The 17991-nt window shown below is 69.6% G+C and carries 9 protein-coding genes and 1 riboswitch; of the genes, 3 read left to right on the top strand and 6 right to left on the bottom strand.

Annotation, left to right across the window (positions count from 1 at the left end):
- Positions 1 to 385: 385 nt before the first annotated feature.
- From R3E98_05500 to R3E98_05480, 5 genes are all read right to left on the bottom strand, one after another.
- Positions 386 to 1588, bottom strand: a complete 1203-nt coding sequence (locus R3E98_05500) for a type II secretion system F family protein (protein MEZ4422842.1) — start codon at positions 1586 to 1588, stop codon at positions 386 to 388.
- Between the two features lie 30 nt (positions 1589 to 1618).
- The gene (locus R3E98_05495; protein ID MEZ4422841.1) at positions 1619 to 2749 is read right to left on the bottom strand and encodes a type IV pilus twitching motility protein PilT; all 1131 of its coding nucleotides are present in this window, start codon (positions 2747 to 2749) and stop codon (positions 1619 to 1621) included.
- A gap of 35 nt (positions 2750 to 2784) precedes the next feature.
- Positions 2785 to 4506, bottom strand: coding sequence for a type IV-A pilus assembly ATPase PilB (gene pilB / locus R3E98_05490; GenBank protein ID MEZ4422840.1), 1722 nt, complete (start codon positions 4504 to 4506; stop codon positions 2785 to 2787).
- Between the two features lie 164 nt (positions 4507 to 4670).
- Complete coding sequence (locus R3E98_05485; protein ID MEZ4422839.1) at positions 4671 to 5306, bottom strand: helix-hairpin-helix domain-containing protein; 636 nt, start codon at positions 5304 to 5306, stop codon at positions 4671 to 4673.
- Between the two features lie 267 nt (positions 5307 to 5573).
- A complete protein-coding gene (locus R3E98_05480; GenBank protein MEZ4422838.1) occupies positions 5574 to 11321 on the bottom strand; it encodes a hypothetical protein in 5748 nt (1915 codons plus the stop codon).
- A gap of 116 nt (positions 11322 to 11437) precedes the next feature.
- Here R3E98_05480 and R3E98_05475 point away from each other — a divergent pair, with 116 nt between their 5' ends.
- Both R3E98_05475 and R3E98_05470 read left to right on the top strand, forming a co-directional pair.
- Positions 11438 to 12880 carry an LptF/LptG family permease gene (locus R3E98_05475; GenBank protein MEZ4422837.1) on the top strand — a complete coding sequence of 481 codons (1443 nt, stop codon included), beginning with the start codon at positions 11438 to 11440 and terminating at the stop codon, positions 12878 to 12880.
- Complete coding sequence (locus tag R3E98_05470) at positions 12877 to 13944, top strand: LptF/LptG family permease (protein MEZ4422836.1); 1068 nt, start codon at positions 12877 to 12879, stop codon at positions 13942 to 13944. Before R3E98_05475 ends, R3E98_05470 begins: the two co-directional genes overlap by 4 nt.
- A 66-nt stretch (positions 13945 to 14010) precedes the next feature.
- On the opposite strand, the gene dapF is transcribed toward R3E98_05470, so the two are convergent.
- Positions 14011 to 14913, bottom strand: coding sequence for a diaminopimelate epimerase (dapF, locus tag R3E98_05465; protein ID MEZ4422835.1), 903 nt, complete (start codon positions 14911 to 14913; stop codon positions 14011 to 14013).
- 181 nt (positions 14914 to 15094) lie between these two features.
- Here dapF and R3E98_05460 point away from each other — a divergent pair, with 181 nt between their 5' ends.
- Positions 15095 to 17755, top strand: coding sequence for a DUF5916 domain-containing protein (locus R3E98_05460; GenBank protein MEZ4422834.1), 2661 nt, complete (start codon positions 15095 to 15097; stop codon positions 17753 to 17755).
- Positions 17756 to 17852: 97 nt separating this feature from the next.
- A riboswitch (SAM riboswitch) is annotated at positions 17853 to 17927 on the top strand.
- Positions 17928 to 17991 lie beyond the last annotated feature (64 nt).

The raw sequence follows: 17991 nt of genomic DNA, 5'->3' as shown, positions 1-17991 counted from the left end.
CACGAGGAGCCGGAGCACGCCGCTGCCCCCTCGACCCCCAGGGACGCAGGCCGGCCAACGGCCGGCCGCCCGTCCCGCTGGTCTGGTTCGTCGGGGTTCCCTGGAGCCCCGGCGCGGGGGCTCGGATGCGGGGCACCCGGCAACGGGCAAACGCGAGCATCCCGACGCCCCGCATCCGCGCAGCGAGCCACCGTACGAACGCCACCGGAACGGCGAGCGACCCCGCGCAGGGGCTCCAGGGAACCCCGACGAACCGGCACAAACGACCGGGCCCGTCCCCACACCCGGCCTACCGGCTCCTACGATTCGAGGGGGCCGCCGCGTGCGACGCGACGAGCCCCCTCTGCGCTTGGAGCGAAGCGCGTCCCTGCGGACGCGGCGGACGTCAGCCCACCGCGTTGATCATGTCGAAGATGGGGAGGTACATGGCCACGATCATGCCGCCCACCACCACGCCCAGCACCACGATCATGATGGGCTCCATGGCGGAGAGCAGCACTTCGACCGCGGCGTCCACCTCCTCGTCGTAGAAGTCGGCGATCTTGGTGAGCATCTCGTCCAGGCCGCCGGTCTGCTCACCCACGTTGATCATCTGCACCACCATCGGCGGGAACACACCCGATTCCTTGAGCGGGCCCGCGATGGTCTCACCGCCGGCGATCGAGGCCCGCGACCCCATGACCGCGTCGTGGATGACGCGGTTGCCGGACGTCTTGGCCGTGATCTCCAGCCCCTCCAGGATCGACACGCCGGAGCTGACCAGCGTGCCGAGCGTGCGGGTGAAGCGCGCCACGGCCGCCTTGCGCTGCACGTCACCCAGGATGGGGATGCGCAGGATCAGCTTGTCGATCGCGAGGCGCCCGTCGTCGGTGCGGTAGATCTGTCGGATCGCAAAGACCGCCCCGGCCATGCCGGCGCCCACGGCCCACCAGTACCCCTTCAGGAAGGAGGACATGTTGATGACGATCTGCGTCGGCAGCGGCAGCGGGATCCCCGCCGCCGAGAACATGTTCTGGAAGGTGGGGATGACGAAGATCAGCAGGATCGCGACGGCAGAGGCCGCCACACCCATGATGACGCCGGGATAGACCATGGCGCCCTTGATCTTGCGGATGAGGGCGTCGTTCTTCTCGAGGAAGGTCGCCAGGCGCAGGAGGATGGTATCCAGGATACCACCGGCCTCACCGGCCGCGACCATGTTGACGAACAGGTCGCTGAAGATCCGGGGATGCTTGCGCATGGCGTCGGCCAACGTGTGGCCGGACTCCACGTCGTAGAGGACGTCCTTGATGGTCTTGCGCAGGGTCTGGTTCTCGGTCTGCTCGGCCAGGATGTCCAGGCTCTGCACCAGCGGAAGCCCGGAGTTGATCATGGTCGCGAACTGACGCGTGAAGATCACGATGTCACGCGTCTTGACGCCCGTGCCGAACTTGAGCTGGAACTGCTTCTCCGCCTCGCGGACGGAGACCGGGATCATCTTCTGCTTGTGGAGGTAGGCCATCACCTCCTCACGCGTCGGCAGCTCGATCTCGCCGGTCTGGATGTCCCCGCCGGTCACGGGTCGGGCACTGTACGCGAACTTCGCCATGGCTCTACGGATTCCGGTTCAGGGGCCTGGTCAGTCCAGGCCCGAGGGGACGGGCTCACCCACCGCCCGCAGGAGCTCGTTCGGGTCGGGAGACCGCTTGAGGATCTCGTCCAGCGACGCATCGCCCTTCATGTAGAGATAGGCGAGCGCGTCGTTCATGGTCTGCATGCCGTGCTTCTTCCCGGCCTGCAGCAGCGAATAGATCTGGTGCACCTTCTCGTCGCGGATACACGCACGCACGGCGGGCGTGCATACCATGACCTCGGTGGCGATGACCCGTCCCGTGCCCCGCGCCCGCGGCAGCAGGGTCTGGGTGACCACGCCTTCCAGAACGAAGGCCAGCTGGGCCCGGATCTGTGGCTGCTGATGACCCGGGAAGGCGTCGATGATGCGGTTGATGGACTCGGCCGCGGAGTTGGTGTGCAGCGTGGCCAGGACCAGGTGACCCGTCTCGGCGATCGTCAACGCCGCCGAGATGGTCTCCAGGTCCCGCATCTCGCCGATCAGGATGACGTCGGGATCCTGGCGCAGCGCGTACTTGAGGCCCGCCGCGAAGCTCTGGGTGTCGGTGCCGACCTCACGCTGGTTCACCACGCAGTTCTGGTGGCGGTGGATGAACTCGATCGGATCCTCGATGGTGATGATGTGGCCCTTCCGCTCGCGGTTGATCTTGTCGAGCATCGCGGCGAGGGTCGTGGACTTGCCGGAGCCCGTGGGCCCCGTCACCAGCACCAGGCCACGCGGCTTCTCCGCGAACTTGTTGGCCACGCCGGGCAGACCCAGCTTCTCCAGCGAATGGATCTCGTACGGGATCTGCCGGATCGCGAGCGCCACACACCCGCGCTGCTTGTAGCAGTTGCCGCGGAAGCGCGACAGGTTCTGGACGCCGAAGGAGAAGTCCAACTCGTCTTCGGTCTCGAAGCGCTTCTTCTGGGCTTCCGTGAGGATCGAGTAGGCGAGCTGCAGGGTGTCCTTGGGCGTCAGGACGTGGTCGACGGAGGAGCGGACGAGCGCGCCGTCCACCCGGATCATCGGCCGCTCTCCGACGGTGATGTGCAGGTCGGAGCCCTTGCGACGGATCAACTCCTCCAGGAGGATCCGCAGGCTGAGGTCGTTCCTCGGCGGGGGAGCACCCTGGGGCATCGGCGCGGTCGATTCCATGATCTCGGTGGCGTCGGTGGACGGATGATGCGACGTCAGTTCGCCGCTGCGGTCTCTTTGACGATCTCGTCGAGCGTGGTGACGCCGCGCTCGAGCTTCTTCAGGCCATCCATGCGGAGCGTGAGCATGCCCTCCGACACCGCAGCCTCGCGCAGCTCGTCGGTCCCCACGGCCTGCATGATCAACTTGCGAACGGCCGACGTGACGGCCATGACCTCGTAGAGGCCCTGCCGACCCCGGTACCCGCTCCCCCCACATTCGTCGCAGCCTTCGCCCTTGTACAGGGTGACGCGTTGGATGAAGTCGTCGGGCAGCTGCGCGGCCCGCAGCTCGTCCTCGGTATAGGTCGCCTCCACCTTGCACTTGCTGCAGATCCGGCGGACCAGCCGCTGGGCCGTCACCAGGTTGAGCGCCGCCGCCACGTTGAAGGGCTCGAGCCCCATGTCGATGAGGCGGGTGACCGTGGACGGCGCGTCGTTGGTGTGGAGGGTGGACAGCACCAGATGGCCTGTGAGCGCCGCCTTGATGGCGATCCCGCCGGTCTCCAGGTCGCGGATCTCACCGACCATGATGATGTTGGGGTCCTGACGGAGGAAGGCCTTCAGGGCCGCCGCGAAATCGAGCCCAATCTCCGAGCGGACCTGGACCTGGTTGATCCCGTGGAGGTTGTACTCGACCGGGTCCTCGGCCGTCATGATGTTGACTTCCTCGGTGCTCACCTTGGAGAGCGCCGAGTAGAGCGTGGTGGTCTTCCCGGAGCCCGTAGGCCCGGTCACCAGCACCATCCCGTACGGGTTGGCGATGGCGGTCATGAAGTCCCGTTCCGCCTTGGGCTCGAACCCGAACTTCGACAGGTCGAAGGTCAGGTTCCCCTTGTCCAGGATACGCAGCACGATCTTCTCGCCGAAGATCACCGGCAACGTGGACACGCGGAAGTCGACGACCTTGTTCTTCATGCGGAGCTTGATGCGGCCGTCCTGCGGCACGCGGCGCTCCGCGATGTTGAGGTCGGAGAGGATCTTGATGCGGGAGGTCAGCGCCGCCTTCATCTTCATCGGCGGCTTCATGACCTCCTGGAGCGAGCCGTCGATCCGGTAGCGGACCCGGATCTCCTTCTCGTACGGCTCGATGTGGATGTCGGATACCCCCTTCATCACGGCGTCCGTCAGGAGGCCGTTGATGAACTTCACGACGGGGGCCTGCTCGACCTGGGCCTGGAGGGCCGCGACGGAGACCTCGTCGTCCTCCCCGTCCTCCACGAACTCCAGCTCGTCTTCGTCGATGAAGTCCGAGAGGAGGGTGACCATCTGGTCGTCGGCGGCTTCGTAGTAGCGCTCGAGGATCCCCCGCAGGGTGAACTCCCCGACGATCACCGGCTCGATCTCGGAGCGGGTGATGAACTTCAGGTCGTCGATGGCGCCCAGGTCCGAGGGATCGACCATCGCGACCGTGAGCCGGCGCCCCACGCGGCGGAGCGGCAGCACGAGGTGCTTGACGGCGATGTCGGAGGGGATGACCCGGAGGACCTTCTCGTCGAGCTCGATCTTGCTGAGGTCGACGGCGGGAACGCGGTGCTGCTTGGCCAGGACGCGGGTGAGGGCGAGCTCCTCCACAAAGCCGAGCTTGACCAACTGGAAGCCGACGCGGGTCTTCCCCGCCCGGGCCTCCCGTACGGCCTCGCTCAGCTGCTCGTTGGTGATGAGGCCTTCCTGGACCAGGAGATCGCCCAGTCGGTCGGCCGCGACTTTGGTCGCCATCCGCTCCCTACGCACCGTGGTGGGTGGGTGTAGCGCCCCTCCCACAGCACAAAGGATGCCATCTGCGGGTCCACGGCCTCGGTCCCCCCGAGGGCTTCCCGGAGGCGCGGCGGCGGCCCGGGGTGCGGCAACAAAGGTGCCGGTGGACGGGCAGAAAGGGTCGGTCACGGCACCCGTACCCGGCCCCGGAGCCGCTCGAGGGTGACCGGCCCGATCCCGGGCACCTCGAGGAGATCCTCCACCCGCTCGAACCCGCCCCGGCGTGCCCGGACCTCGACGATGCGGGCGGCCAGCGCGGGGCCGACCCCCGGCAGCCGCTGCAGGTCCTCCGGGGTGGCCCCACCCAGGGAGAGGACCGGGTCCGGCGGTACCGGAGGTCGCGAGCCCGCGGTGGGCGCCGGCCCGCCCTGGATCTCCAGCAGCGGAGCCAGCCGCTCGGCCGTGGCGGCTCCGATGCCCCGCACCCGGGTCAGGTCTTCCATGCCGGTGAAGGGGCCTCCGCGCTCGCGCTCGGCGACGATCGCGCGTGCGAGGGCGGGGCCGACCCGGGGGAGACGATCGAGCTCCTCCTCCCCTGCCCCGTTCAGGTCGATCCGCTCCCCCGCCTCCAGAGGCCGCGTGCGGCGCGTCCGCTCGTCGAGGGCGGCGGTGGTGGCGTCCAGCAGCGAATCGCCCACGACGGGCGCTCCGGCCAGGAGCGGAGGGGCCGACGGAGTGAAGGCCCACGCGAGGCGCAACGCGCCCAGCGCCAGCAGGAAGACCACCATCCGCCGTACCGACTCGATCTCGTGCTCGCCCATGGAGCAGGTTCGCCCGACGCCTGGGGCGCGCCCATGGGTCGGTGGGCCGCACCCACGACCACCCCGGTCGGCGGAGGCGGGGCGACAGGGGGTCGGCAGAGGCCGGGTGGGAAGCCGGTCGGCGGAGGCGGGGAGACAGGGGGTCGGCAGAGGCCGGGTGGGAGGCCAGTCGGCGGAGGCGGGGCGACAGGCGGTCGGCAGAGGCCGGGTGGGAGGCCAGTCGGCGGAGGCGGGGAGAGCGGTCGCCGACGGAGACCGGCCGAGAGGCTACCGGCCCTCGTCCGCGAAGAGGCGGGCCTGGGCCTGGAACTGGCCGAAGAGGATGAGCTGGAACTGGGTGGAGCCCGAGCGCTGACCGACGAAGGAGCGGCGATCGACGTAGGCGAACTCGAGCCCGAGGTCCATGTCCTGCACCGACGAGTCGAGCGTGAGCGACAGCGAGCGGTTGAGCTGATCCACGAACGGGACGCAATCGTCCCCCCCGACCACGATGCGGCACTCCTCCTGCCGCGTGTAGGTGGCGCGCAAGGACACGGAGACCGGCCGGATCAGCCGGTCGGCCAACCCCCACGGCGGCAGGAACGAGGACGTGAGGGCGAGGCTGTGCAACTGTCCGCCCCGGTCGGTGCGCCCGGTCGGGTCGGTGCCGTTGCCGTCGTCGAAGGCGCCGCGGTAGGTGGTGTTGAGGATGCCGGCCCAGGCGACGGATGCGTCCAGGGGCACACGGATCTCCTCGACGCGCCGTCGCTGCTCCGATGCACCGCCGAACCGACGATCGCTCACGCGCCGCACCCAGCCGCCGGACACCGTGACCCGACGCAGGAGCGGGCGGGCCTGCTCCGGCACGGGCAGGTCGCTGAAGGAGAGACGCACGTTGGGCCAGGTCAGGTCCTCCCGCGCGCGATCGGAGCGCGTGTCGAACGTGGAGACCAGCGCGCGCTGGAAATCCACGGCCAGCGAGAGGGAGGCCGGCAGCTGCATCCCGCCTCCGACCGTCCACACGGAGCGGTCCGCGAGGAACGCAGCCGTGTCCCCCGCGAGGAAGCGATAGCCGTCCAGCCCGATCCACCCGAGCTGGTAGGCGAGCCCCGGATCGACCTCCTGTCGGTTCAGGCGCACGTTGATCCCATCCTGCCAGGACACCGCGAACGGGCTCAGTGCCTGCAACGCGCGGCGGATCCAGATTCCCGAGCCGTCGCGCCCCTCTCCCAGCTCGGCCACCAACCGGCCCGGATCCAACTCGGCGCGCGCCTGCACGAAGCGGCGCCCGTCGACGTTGCGCTGCAGGCCGAGCGCCTGCCCTGAACCGGACGCGCGGCGCACGAGATTCGCGTCCTGGTAGGACCCGTACGTGGTGCTGTAGTCGACGGCGGTCCGCAACCACCCCGCGACCTGCGGGTCGAACGAGAAGCGCGTGCTCAGCTGTCGATTCGTCTCCCAACCCAGGTCGACGCCCAGCATGCGGGACCGCTCTTCCGCCAGCAGGGCCTGGACGGCGGCCTCGCCGACGACATCCGCCGGATCGAGGAGGTCGCGTCCCGTTGTCCAGTCCGCGCCCACCCGGAGCGAGGGGAACGGCCGGAAGCCCACGTCGGCGCGGGTCTCCAGCCGGGAGCGCGGGGCGAGGGTGGAGGACTGCAGCGAGTCCTGCGAGAGCTCGAGGACCTGGTCGAAGCGGCGGATGCGGTTCTCGTCGCCCTCGTAGGCCGTGCTGATCAGGAGGCGCTCCGGCGACCACCGGACGTCCGCCTCCGCGAGGGCCTCCGCCCAGGCGTCCGGAAGCAGTGTATGCGCCACACCCTCCAGGAAGGACGGGAGCACGGGGACCTGGCGTGCGTCGGGTTGCGCGCGGAAGGCGATCCGCGCGTCGAACGCGTGGCCGCTGGTGGCGGTGGTGACGGTCGTCAGGTCCGACGTCGTCAACCCCACGCTGGCCTCCAGGCCCTCGACCACGGGCCCGTACCATGGATCGCCCTCCAGGGGTGTCGTCTTGCGGAAGGAGACCCCGACGCGGGTGCTCCCGTCCGCCGGGCGGCGCAGCCCGCTCAGCTGATCGGTGCGCAGGTCGGTTCCACCCAGGAAGCGGGGATCATCCCCCGAGCGGGTGTGGGTCACCGAGAGCGGTACGTCCACACCCCAGCGCTCCGGCACGAAGCGGTCCAGGCGGAGTGTCGTGCGGAGCGCCAGCGTGGTCCGATTGAAGTACTCGGGCTCGTCGCGCAGCTGACGGAAGTAGGGGTTGCGGTTCGAGATCGTGAGGTGGGTCTCGAAGACCCCGCCCCCGTCCAGAGCGACATCCACGTGCGAAGCCAGACCGGGTGTGCGCACCGCCCTGGAGAGCCTCAGCTCGTTGAACCAGACCTCTCCACTCGTGGCCGCGCCTCCTTGGTTCCACACGCCGAGGGACAATTCGCGCACGGCGGCCAGGACGGGCGCGCGGGCCCGGTCCTGCAGGACGACCGCGTAGGTGGAATCGGCGCTCCAGAACTCGAGGGGCTCACCCGTCACCGCGCCGGGGTTCGCGATCAGGAATGCCTCGGCCTGTTGGCGCAGCGCGATCCACTGCTCGAAGTCGATCACCAGCTCGGGGAGCCAGTCGGAGGGCTGCACCGCGCCGGTCGCCGGCCCCGGAAGTCGTGTCCGGTAGAGATAGAAGTTGTCCGCGTCCGAACCGATCTTCACGAAGAGCGAGGTCGGACGTTCGGAACCCCAATCGCCGCGGCGCGCCAACGCCCACAAGCGCGCCTGCCGGTAGACGAAGAAGTTGCGGGGACGCTGCGGGAAGCGCTGGACCACCTCGGCGCGGCTGCCGCTGGCGATGCCCTCGTAGCGGAGGCTGAGCGAGCGCTCGGCGAACTCCACGCCCTGTCCGCTCAGCCCCGTCGTGGGATCGTCGAGTTGTTCCAGGACCCCGGGCGGAGGCTGATAGGCGTCGCCGTCGGAGACGCGGCTGGCCGCGGCCACCTCCACGGCCCCGCCCGCCGTGAGCGCGTCTCCCGCCAACCCGTCCAGCACGCCCTCGAGGCCGCGCTTGACCCAGCGCGAGCCCACGATCCGCGGCCTTGCCAGGATCAAGGGCTGCGGTCGGGTGCCGGCCAGGGTGAGACGCACCTGTTTCACACCCCGCCAATCCGCCTCCGTGAAGAGGCCGGCCGGATTGATGGCCGCTTCGGTGCGCAGCGGGATCCGATACAGGCGGAAGGCGGTCCCCGTCTCGCTGCGTGAGCGGACCAGCCAGGGTGAGGTGTCGTCGAGCGGCACCACGTAGCGCACGAAGCGCTCGAGCGTGTCCAGGTTCCCGTCGCCGTCCAGGTCCTCCGTGTCGACCCGCCCGTTCCCGGCCGTGCAGACCGCGTCCGGATCGCCGACGCGGTAGACGGCACCCCGCTGATCGCGACATCCCTCCCCCCATACGCCGAACCGGTCGAGCGCATCGGACCAGATCTCGCCGCGGGCGGGATCCGCCTCCTGGTCCAGCCGGCCCAGACCCCACAACGTCCCATTCGGCTTGACGCCGCTCGTCAGGCCGAGCGAATCGACGAACATCGCGTCCTCGGATACCACGCCCAGATCCACGATGAGCGTGAGGGAGTCGCCGTCCGCGACGTAGAACTCCAGGTACTCGCTGCGGGAGAGGTCCACACCCGTGGGTGAGAGCGACGTGGTCAACGAGCGCCAGCGCGGCTCGCCGTAGGGGCGCGTGTCGCCGGCCCCGAACGCGATGCGCAGCGTGCTCTCGCGGGTGGGGCTGCCGAGCACCGTGAGCTGCTGATCGATCTCCTGCGGGAGGAATCCTTCGAAGACGCTCGCCGTATCGCCTCCCGGTTGAGGCGTGCGCCAGGTGTGCTGCCAGACGAGAGGCGCGGTCTCCTCGGCGCCGAGCATGACCGGAAGCTCGGCTTCCGCACCGTCGCGGACGGCCGGCGCGCTCCCCAGCCGCCACAGGGACGCGAACCGGGGCAGCGGCAACTCGTTGGACGTGTCGAAGTCGTCGAGGAAGACGTCGCGTTGCGTGTTGGGGTCGGGCAACGAGAGCGCGACCTCTCCGCTCACCCGCAGCGACGAGGGCCGGGAGGGCGTCGCCGGCAGACGAGCGAGCGCGCGGTCCAGCCAGGGTGCCGCCAGCGTGAAGTCGGCGCTGACCCCGCCCAGCCACACCGCCGAGGACTCGACCCCCAGCTGGGGGCGCCGGACGAGCTCACGCTCGAACTGGTACATCCCCAGCAGGCTGATGCGGCCGCGCTCCCCCACCCGGTAGTCCACCCCCAGGCCCAGGATCGTGGTGGGAGCGATCTCGAACAGCGACTTCTGCTCCCAGGTTGCGCTCAGGCTCTCGCGGGGAAAGCGCGTGAACAGCGCCTGGGGATCGATGAGCGTGACCGTGCCGATGTCGTAGTCGATGAGGTAGTCCTCACCGGGCCGCAGACGGTAGTCGCCCAGCATGAGCCGTTCCGATCCGTCGCGGATCCCGAATGCACCCAGGGAGAACGTCCCGAGGGTGCCCTCGCTCCGCACCGTGAACTCCAGGTTGAGGCGGAACAGCCCTGCGCTCCGGCGTTCCAGCGGATCGGGCTCGTCGTAGATCGCGGGATTGGCGAGCTCCCCGAGCAGCGCGGCGGCCTCCGAGGCGTCGAGGCCGAACGACGGCAGCGGCGGTGGCTGGGCGAACGGGCGCAGGGTCGGGAAGACGAGATAGGTGCCGGGCACGGCCGGCACGTCCCCCACGGACTCCTCGGCCGGCGTGTAGATGACGGAGCGGTCCACCTGGTCCACGGGCGACTGGGAATCGATCCCGAACAACCGCAGGTAGGAGAACTCCCCCGCGCTCCCCCGTGTGAAGGTGCGCCCACCGGTCAGCTCGCCGACCGACAGCGCCAGCGCAATGGTCCCGGGGTCGACGTCGCTCGCGGCGGAGATGCGGTAGATCTGCCGCATCTCCCGCTCCCAGGTGGGGCGTCCCGGCTGGTGGTTGGGGCTCGACGCCTTCAGCAGGCGCAGGCGGGGGCGACCGCCGAGCGTGTAGATGCGCTCGGGGTTGTAGTCGCCGATGGTGTCCCCGGTGGCGGCGATGTACGTGACGGCCAGCATCTCGCCCGGCAGCAGAGGGCGCCGCAGCCCGACCCACAGCCCGCTCGGATGCACGAAGTAGTCGATCTCCGGAGAGAGGCTGCGGAACCACCCCGACTCCACCACCACGTCCCCGGCCCGTTCGGCGACCGCATCCGCCTGGATGTACCCCTCCACCTGCTGACGTACGACGGGCTCGGCCTCGAAGCGATAGAGCTGGATGGGAGCGGAACCGGGGGCCTGCGCGGCCGGGGCGTCGGCCGGGGTCAACGCGAGGACGTCGACGTGCGGATATCCTTCGAGTGCCCCCGGATCGAGCAGGAAGTAGAACTGACCCGACACGTAGTCGGCGTCGTCGAGCACGAGGGTGTCGCGCCGGACGAACGCTTCGGTCCCGCCCAGGCCGGCGGGCCGGAAGGTGGTGCTCTCCACGTCGCCCTGCTGTTGCGCGAAGACGGTCTGGAACGAGACCGGCCCGGCGTGCGCGGTCGCGCGGATACCGAGGTTGGCGGCCGGGATGGACTGCGTGAGGAAGCGGGACTCGGGAAGATCGAAGCTGACGTCCCCGACCTCGATGCGGTCGATGAACTCCCCAGGGCGCCCGCGATAGGAGAGGTTGAGCGTGTTCGCAGCCGAGAACTCCCGCGCCTGCTCGTAGTCGACGTCGACGAAGAAGCGGTCGAAGATGCTCCCGGACGCCTCCAGCCCGAACTGGAGGTCCGGCGTGATGCGGGGCAGCAGCCCGGCCTGGCAGGAGACCTGGAGCGCCGCCTCGCACGGCCGGAACCGGGTCCAGTCGCCGCCCAGCTCCCCCCGTCCCCGGAAGCGGACCTGGAGGCCCACATCCTGCTGCGCGGTGGAATCCGGAGGCGGGGCCTGCGCGAGGAGCGCGGGGGTCGCGGCCAGCCCCAGGACCAGCGCTCCGAGCGCGGTTCGGAGCCGGCTCACCGCACGGTCCAACTCCCGGGCCGGGGCGCTCGGGGGGATCGGGGGAGCAGGGGCGGGGTAGATCGGGCCAGCCGCGCGGGCTCCCGCCGCCCCGGTCCGATCCGAACCGAAACGACATGGGCATCCTGACACGCTATCTGGCTCGGTCCCACGCGGGTCCCTTCCTGTTCGCACTGGGGGCGCTGACGGGCCTTCTGTTCCTCAACGCGGTGGCCCAGCGTCTCAATCTGTTGGTGGGCAAGGGGTTGGGCTGGGAGGTCGTCGGCGAGTTCCTCTGGCTGTCCCTGCCGCACACGGTGGCGCTGACGCTGCCGATGGCCGTCCTCATCGCCGTCCTCTATACGTTCGCGGACCTCACGGCCGCCAGTGAGATCACGGCCATGCGGGCCGGCGGCGTGCCCCCCTCGCGGCTGCTGGTCCCGATGTTGGTCCTCGGCGCCCTGGCCACCGGTGCCACCTTCTACTTCAACGATCAAGTCCTCCCCGAAGCGAACCATCGGCTCAAGAAGCTGATGATCGACATCGCCAACAAGAGCCCGACCTTCGAGCTCCAGGACCAGGTCGTCAACGCCATCGAGACGGGGACCCAGAGCGGCACGCCCTCCTACTACCTGCAGGCCACCGAGATCGATCAGGCGTCGAATACGCTGCGCGACGTGACCATCTTCGACGTCACGGAGCCGGCCCGCCACCGCACCATCTACGCCGACCGCGGGGAGATGGCCTTCAACGAGGCCCGGACCGACCTCTACCTCACCCTGCACGACGGGATGGTGGTCGAGACGGACGACAACCGGCCCGGCAGCCTCATGCGGACGGGCTTCTCCACGCAGATCATCCCGCTCCGGGGGGTGGGAGACGTGCTCGAGCGGGGGGCGGAGGAGGCGGGGCGCAGCGACCGGGAGATGTCGGTGGCCATGCTGCGCGAGCAGGCGGCCGACTACGAAACGGAGCGTGCGACGGCCCGCGAGGAGGCCCGTCGCGAGTCCACCACGGCCGTGCGCAAGGCCCTGGGGCTGCCGATCGACGCGGACTCGCTGGCCCCCCCGCCCTCGGCCGGCGCGGGAAGCGTCTCCCGCACGGTCGCGCTCCGGCAGGAGATCCCCGACGACGGCATGACGCGGGGTACGGCCCTGGCCATCCGGACCTCCAAGGCCCGGTGGGAGATCGCGGGAGACAACCATGCCCGCTTCTGGGTCGAGATCCACAAGAAGTACGCGATCTCGGTCGCATGTCTGGTGTTCGTGCTGCTGGGCGTGCCCTTCGCGATCCGCTTCCCCCGCGGGGGGGTGGGCATGGTCATCTCGGCGTCCGTGGCCATCTTCGGCGTCTACTGGACCGGTCTGATCGGCGGCGAGAACCTCGCCGATCGCGGAGTGGTCCCGCCCTTCTGGGCCATGTGGGCACCGAACCTGATCTTCGGGGCCTTCGCACTGCTCCTGGTGCGCCGCATGGGCCGGGAGACCGCCAGCATGCGGGGCGGCGGGTGGGACGACCTCTGGCACGCCGTCAAGCTCCGTCTCCGCCATCCGGTGTCGGGACGCGAGGGCCCGGCGTGAGGATCCTCGACCGGCTGGTCGTCACGAGCTTCCTCCGGCTGTTCGGAGCCTTCGTGATCGGCGCCCCGATGCTGTTCCTCATCGGAGACCTGACCGAACGCGTGGACGTGTACATGTCGAGGGGGGTGCCTCCGTCCGACATGCTGCTCGGGTACGTCTTCCAGTTCCCGCAGTACATGCTCTGGTCCTTCCCGATCGCCGCGCTGATCGCGGCCGTCTTCACCGTCCAGAACATGACCTCCCACCACGAGGTGGTGGCCGCCAAGGCCGGAGGGATCTCCTTCCATCGGCTCGTCGCACCCCTCGTCCTGATGGGACTGCTGCTCACGGGGGTGGGGCTGGGCCTGACCGAGCTGGTGCCCCGTACCACACAGATGGCCGCGGAGCGCTTCCGCGAGCGCGAGGTCCGCAAGGACTGGCGCACGAACTTCGTGTACCAGACGGAGAACGGCTTCACGCTGACCGTGCAGCGCCTGTCGCTGCCGGAGAAGAGCATCCAGCAGGTGGCGCTGGAGCGCGAAGCCGCACAGGGCCGCGGCGTGGACTTCCACCTGATCGCGGACCGCGCCACCTGGTCCGACGAGAGCGGCTGGACCTTCCACGACGGGTACGTGCGCCACTTCCTGAGCGAAGGCGAGCGCGCCTACGCGTTCGAGGACTACCGCACGCAGTGGTTCGGGGAGCCGCCGACCAAGCTGCTGGAGGACCCGCCGGACAAGGATCAGATGACCTACGGGGAGATCGGTCAGATGATCGAGACCATCCAACGCTCCGGTGGCGATCCGACGGAGCTACGGGTCGAGCGCGAGCAGAAGCTGGCCATCCCCGCGGCCACGCTCGTGATCATCCTGTTCGGCCTCCCGCTGGCGACGAGCTACAAGCGCGGGGGTGCGTCCTTCGGCGTGGGCATCTCGCTGGCATCGACCATCCTGTACATGGTCTTCCTGCGCATGGCCGGCGCCGTGGGCGAGAGCGGGGGACTCGACCCCCTGCTGGCGGCCTGGCTGCCCAACCTCACGTTCCTGGCTGCAGGTCTGATCCTGTTCAGCCGGGTCCGCACGTAGCGCCGAGCTTCCCCCGGAGCACCCGCTTCGCGGGCAGGACCGGACGGGCCCGCACGCGGGCCCGGGTCAGGGGCCTTCCGCCCGACCCAGCGACTCCAGCAGCACGTCGGCCAGCGTCCCCTCCATCACCTCCTCGACCGGACCGCGCAGGCGGACCGACCCGCGTTCGTCCACGCTGACCTCGAAGACCCCCCCCTCCATGTGGACGGCGTGCCGTCCGGAGGGAAGTCGGCCGCTGTGGATCGCCGCGGCCGTCGCCGCGCAGGCGGAGGTCCCCGAGGAATGCGTGTGGCCGACACCGCGCTCCCAGATGGCGATGTCGAGACGCCCCCCGTCCACGGCGGCGAGTTGCACGTTGGTGCCGTGCCGGAAGCGTGGATGTGCCGAGAGCCAGCGACCCAGGAGTTCCAGCTCGTCCGCGGAACGCCCGAACACGACACAGTGGGGGTTGCCCATCGAGACCACGACGGCGTCCAACTCCCGCCCGTCCGGATCGAGGAGCGCCCCATCCTCCTGCAGGTCCACCGCGTCCGCTCCGAAGCGCGCCTGGCCCATGTCGGCGCTGATGTCCAGCGCACCGTGCGCGTCGCGTCCGTGGACCGTCATCTCCACCCGTGCCCCACCCACCACCACGGCGAAGGGCTCGTCTCCCACCCACCCCGCCCGATGCAACCAGGCGGCAGTGACCCGCAGACCGTTGCCGCTCTTCTCGAACTCGCCGCCGTCCGGATTGAACATGCGCAGCGCGAAGGGTCGGACCGCAGCATCCACGATCACCACGCCGTCCGCGCCCGGGCCCCGGAAGCGGTCACAGATCCTGCGGACGGTCGCCCCCGTGACAGGCCACCCCTCTCCGCGCGCGAAGACCAGGTAGTCGTTGCCATGTCCGTGGGCCTTGAAGAACCGCGGACCGGCCTGCCACACCTCCGTGGAGAATCGCTCCCCAGCGGCCACTGCTCCTCCTTCCATCGGGGGCTCGTCACGACCGGCATTCTGGGGCGGAAGGGCCCGCGGAAGAAGGGGGAGGAGGAAACCCGAGGCCGATCCGGCCCGTAGGCCCTCGCAACCTTCCCGTGTCCGCGTCCGTCCAACGATGTGCCCGGACCCACGCTGACGGTCGTCCGGACCCACTCCTCCTGCCCAGACCTCGATGCCCCGCACCCATCTCGCGCTCCTGCTCGCCCTCGCCTCCTGCGTCCCTCCCCTCGCGGCCCAGGAGGGTCTCCAGGAGGGCGGTTCGGCGGCCTCGGCGCGACGGGCGGCGCCTCCGGTGCTCGAGGCCGTGCCCATCACCACGGAGGAGCCCCGGGTGGACGGGGACCTCTCCGATCCGGTCTGGCGCTCGGCGCCGGTGGCCTCCGACTTCGTGCAGTATCAGCCGAACGAAGGCGCGGCGGCCAGCGAGCGGACCGAGGTGCGGGTCCTGTACGGTGTGGATGCCCTCTACGTCGCGTTCCGGGCGTTCGACCGCGAACCCGATCTCATCGCGGCCCAGCTCGCGCGGCGGGACGACTCGGGCTACTCCGATCGCGTGCACGTCGTGATCGACAGCTACTTCGATCGCCGCACGGCGTTCCAGTTCGCGGTCAACCCGCTGGGCGTGAAGTCCGACTGGTACCGCTTCGACGACACGCAGGAGGATTCGTCGTGGGATGCGGTCTGGGACGTGGCCGTACAGCGCGACGATGAAGGCTGGAGCGCCGAGTTCCGGATTCCGTACTCGCAGCTCCGCTTCGAGTCCGCGCCCATCCAGACGTGGGGCATCAACTTCATGCGCGAGGTGGCCCGGCGACAGGAGCGCTCGGTCTGGGCTCCGCTGTCCCAGCAGGAGAACGCCACGGTCTCCCGCTTCGGCGAGCTGCGCGGCCTCAAGAACCTGACCTCGCCGCGGCACATGGAGCTGCTGCCCTACACGGTGGCCCGGCTCACCCGCGCCACGGGCGATCTCGCCAATCCGTTCTACGAGCGCAACGACGTCTTCGGCACCGTGGGCGCCGACCTCAAGTACGGCGTGACCAGCAACCTGACGCTGGACCTCACGGTCAACCCGGACTTCGGCCAGGTCGAGGCCGACCCCGGGCAGGTGAACCTGTCGGCGTTCGAGGCGTTCTTCGCCGAGCGCCGGCCCTTCTTCGTGGAAGGCTCCAGCATCTTCAACTTCCGGCTCTCCCAGGGGGACGGCGACGACGCCAACGAATCCCTCTTCTATTCGCGACGGATCGGCCGGGCGCCCCAGGGCAGCGCCGACGCAGGGGACGGGTGGTCCGACGCGGACGCCCAGACCAGCATCCTCGGAGCGTGGAAGCTCTCGGGAAAGACCGCCGACGGGTGGTCCGTGGGGCTGTTGCACGCGGTGACGGGTGAGGAGCGCGCGCGGATCGGCGACGGTGTGGCCGCTGTCGAGACCCAGGCCGTCGAGCCGCTCACCAACTACGTCGTGGGGCGGGTGATGCGCGACTTCCGCGAAGGGCGCAGCGCCATCGGGCTCGTGGCGACCGGCGTCAACCGCGACCGCGAGGTGTCCGACCGGCTCGACATCCGCTCGGGCGGCTACACCGGCGGCGTGGACTTCCGACACCGCTTCGCCAACGACGAGTGGGAAGTCCAGGGCTTCGTGGTGGGCTCCTGGGTGACCGGCTCGGCCGAGGCGATCGAATCCACCCAACGCTCGTCTGCCCGCTTCTTCCAGCGGCCGGACGCTGAGCACGTGGAGGTGGATCCCACCCGCACGTCGATGGCGGGCTGGTCGAGCAACCTCAACATCGGGCGCTACGCGGGTGGGTTCTGGCGCTATGCGACCGGATTCCAGGCCCGCTCTCCGGGCTTCGAGGCCAACGACATCGGCTTCATGCGCTCCACCGACTACGTCTCGCCCTGGGCGTGGCTGGGCTATCACCACACGACGCCCACCGCGCGCCTGAATCGCTTCAACGTGAACGTGAATCTCTGGAGCAACTTCACCTTCGCTCGCGAGCGCACCGGTCTGGGTGGCAACGTGAACGGCAGCCTGACGTTCAAGAACTTCTGGGGAGGCTACGCGGGGGTGGGCCACAACGTGGGATCGTACTCGACCACCATGCTGCGAGGCGGTCCGCTCTTCCGTACCGAGTCCAGCTGGAACGGCTGGATGGGGGCCTGGTCCGACAGCCGCCGCCCCCTCCGCTTCGAGCTCAACGGCTGGGGTGGGCGCCGACCCGAATCCGGCTCCTGGAACGTGGGCGTCGGGACCGGGGGCACCTGGCGCGCCTCCAATGCAGCCCAGATCTCGCTTCGGCCCCAGTTCAGCTACAACGTGGACGATCGGCAGTGGGTGCAGCGTATCGAGGCCGGCGGGGAGGACCACTACCTGCTCGCGCGCCTCGAACAGAAGACGTTCAGCCTGACCACCCGGGTGGACTACACGTTCACTCCAGAGCTGTCCCTGCAGCTCTACGCCCAGCCGTTCCTGGCCGGCGGCGCCTACCGGTCGTTCAAGACCGTGGCCGATCCGCGCGCCGAGCAGTACGACGACCGCCTGCGGGCGTTGGGCGCCGCGTCGGACGGCGACGCGTGGACCGCCGACGTGGACGGCGACGGAAGCCCGGAACGCTGGGACGACCCGGACTTCGCCTTCGGCCAATTCCGCAGCAACGTGGTGTTGCGCTGGGAGTATCGACCGGGCTCCGCGCTGTTCCTCGTCTGGTCGCAAGGGCGGGACCGCTCGCGCGAGCTGGACGGTTCCTTCGAGCTGGGTCGTGACCTGGACCGCCTCTTCAGCGTCCGGCCGGACAACGTCTTCCTGATCAAGGTCAGCTACTGGCTGAACCCCTGAGCGGGGCGTCGCCTCCGCTTCCCGCCCCCGCCGCCCCGCCGGGGCGGGGGCCCCCCTTCGGGAACCCGCTCCGGGGGCCGGGGTAGCGCCCCACGACAATCGATCCCGTGGTGATTTGCGGCGTATTGCGGCCACGTTAAACAATCCGCTAAAAGGCCCGCTTCCATCAAAGCGATCTTTTGGCGTGCTCTCGCCGCTTCCACCACGACAGAATCCGAAGCCGGCGCCCCCTCCAG

It is taken from the genome of Gemmatimonadota bacterium (assembly GCA_041390125.1).
Lineage (GTDB): Bacteria > Gemmatimonadota > Gemmatimonadetes > Longimicrobiales > Gaopeijiaceae > JAGQIF01.
The sequence above is the reverse complement of the archived record's forward strand: the minus strand, read 5'-3'. Positions and strand labels throughout refer to the sequence as shown.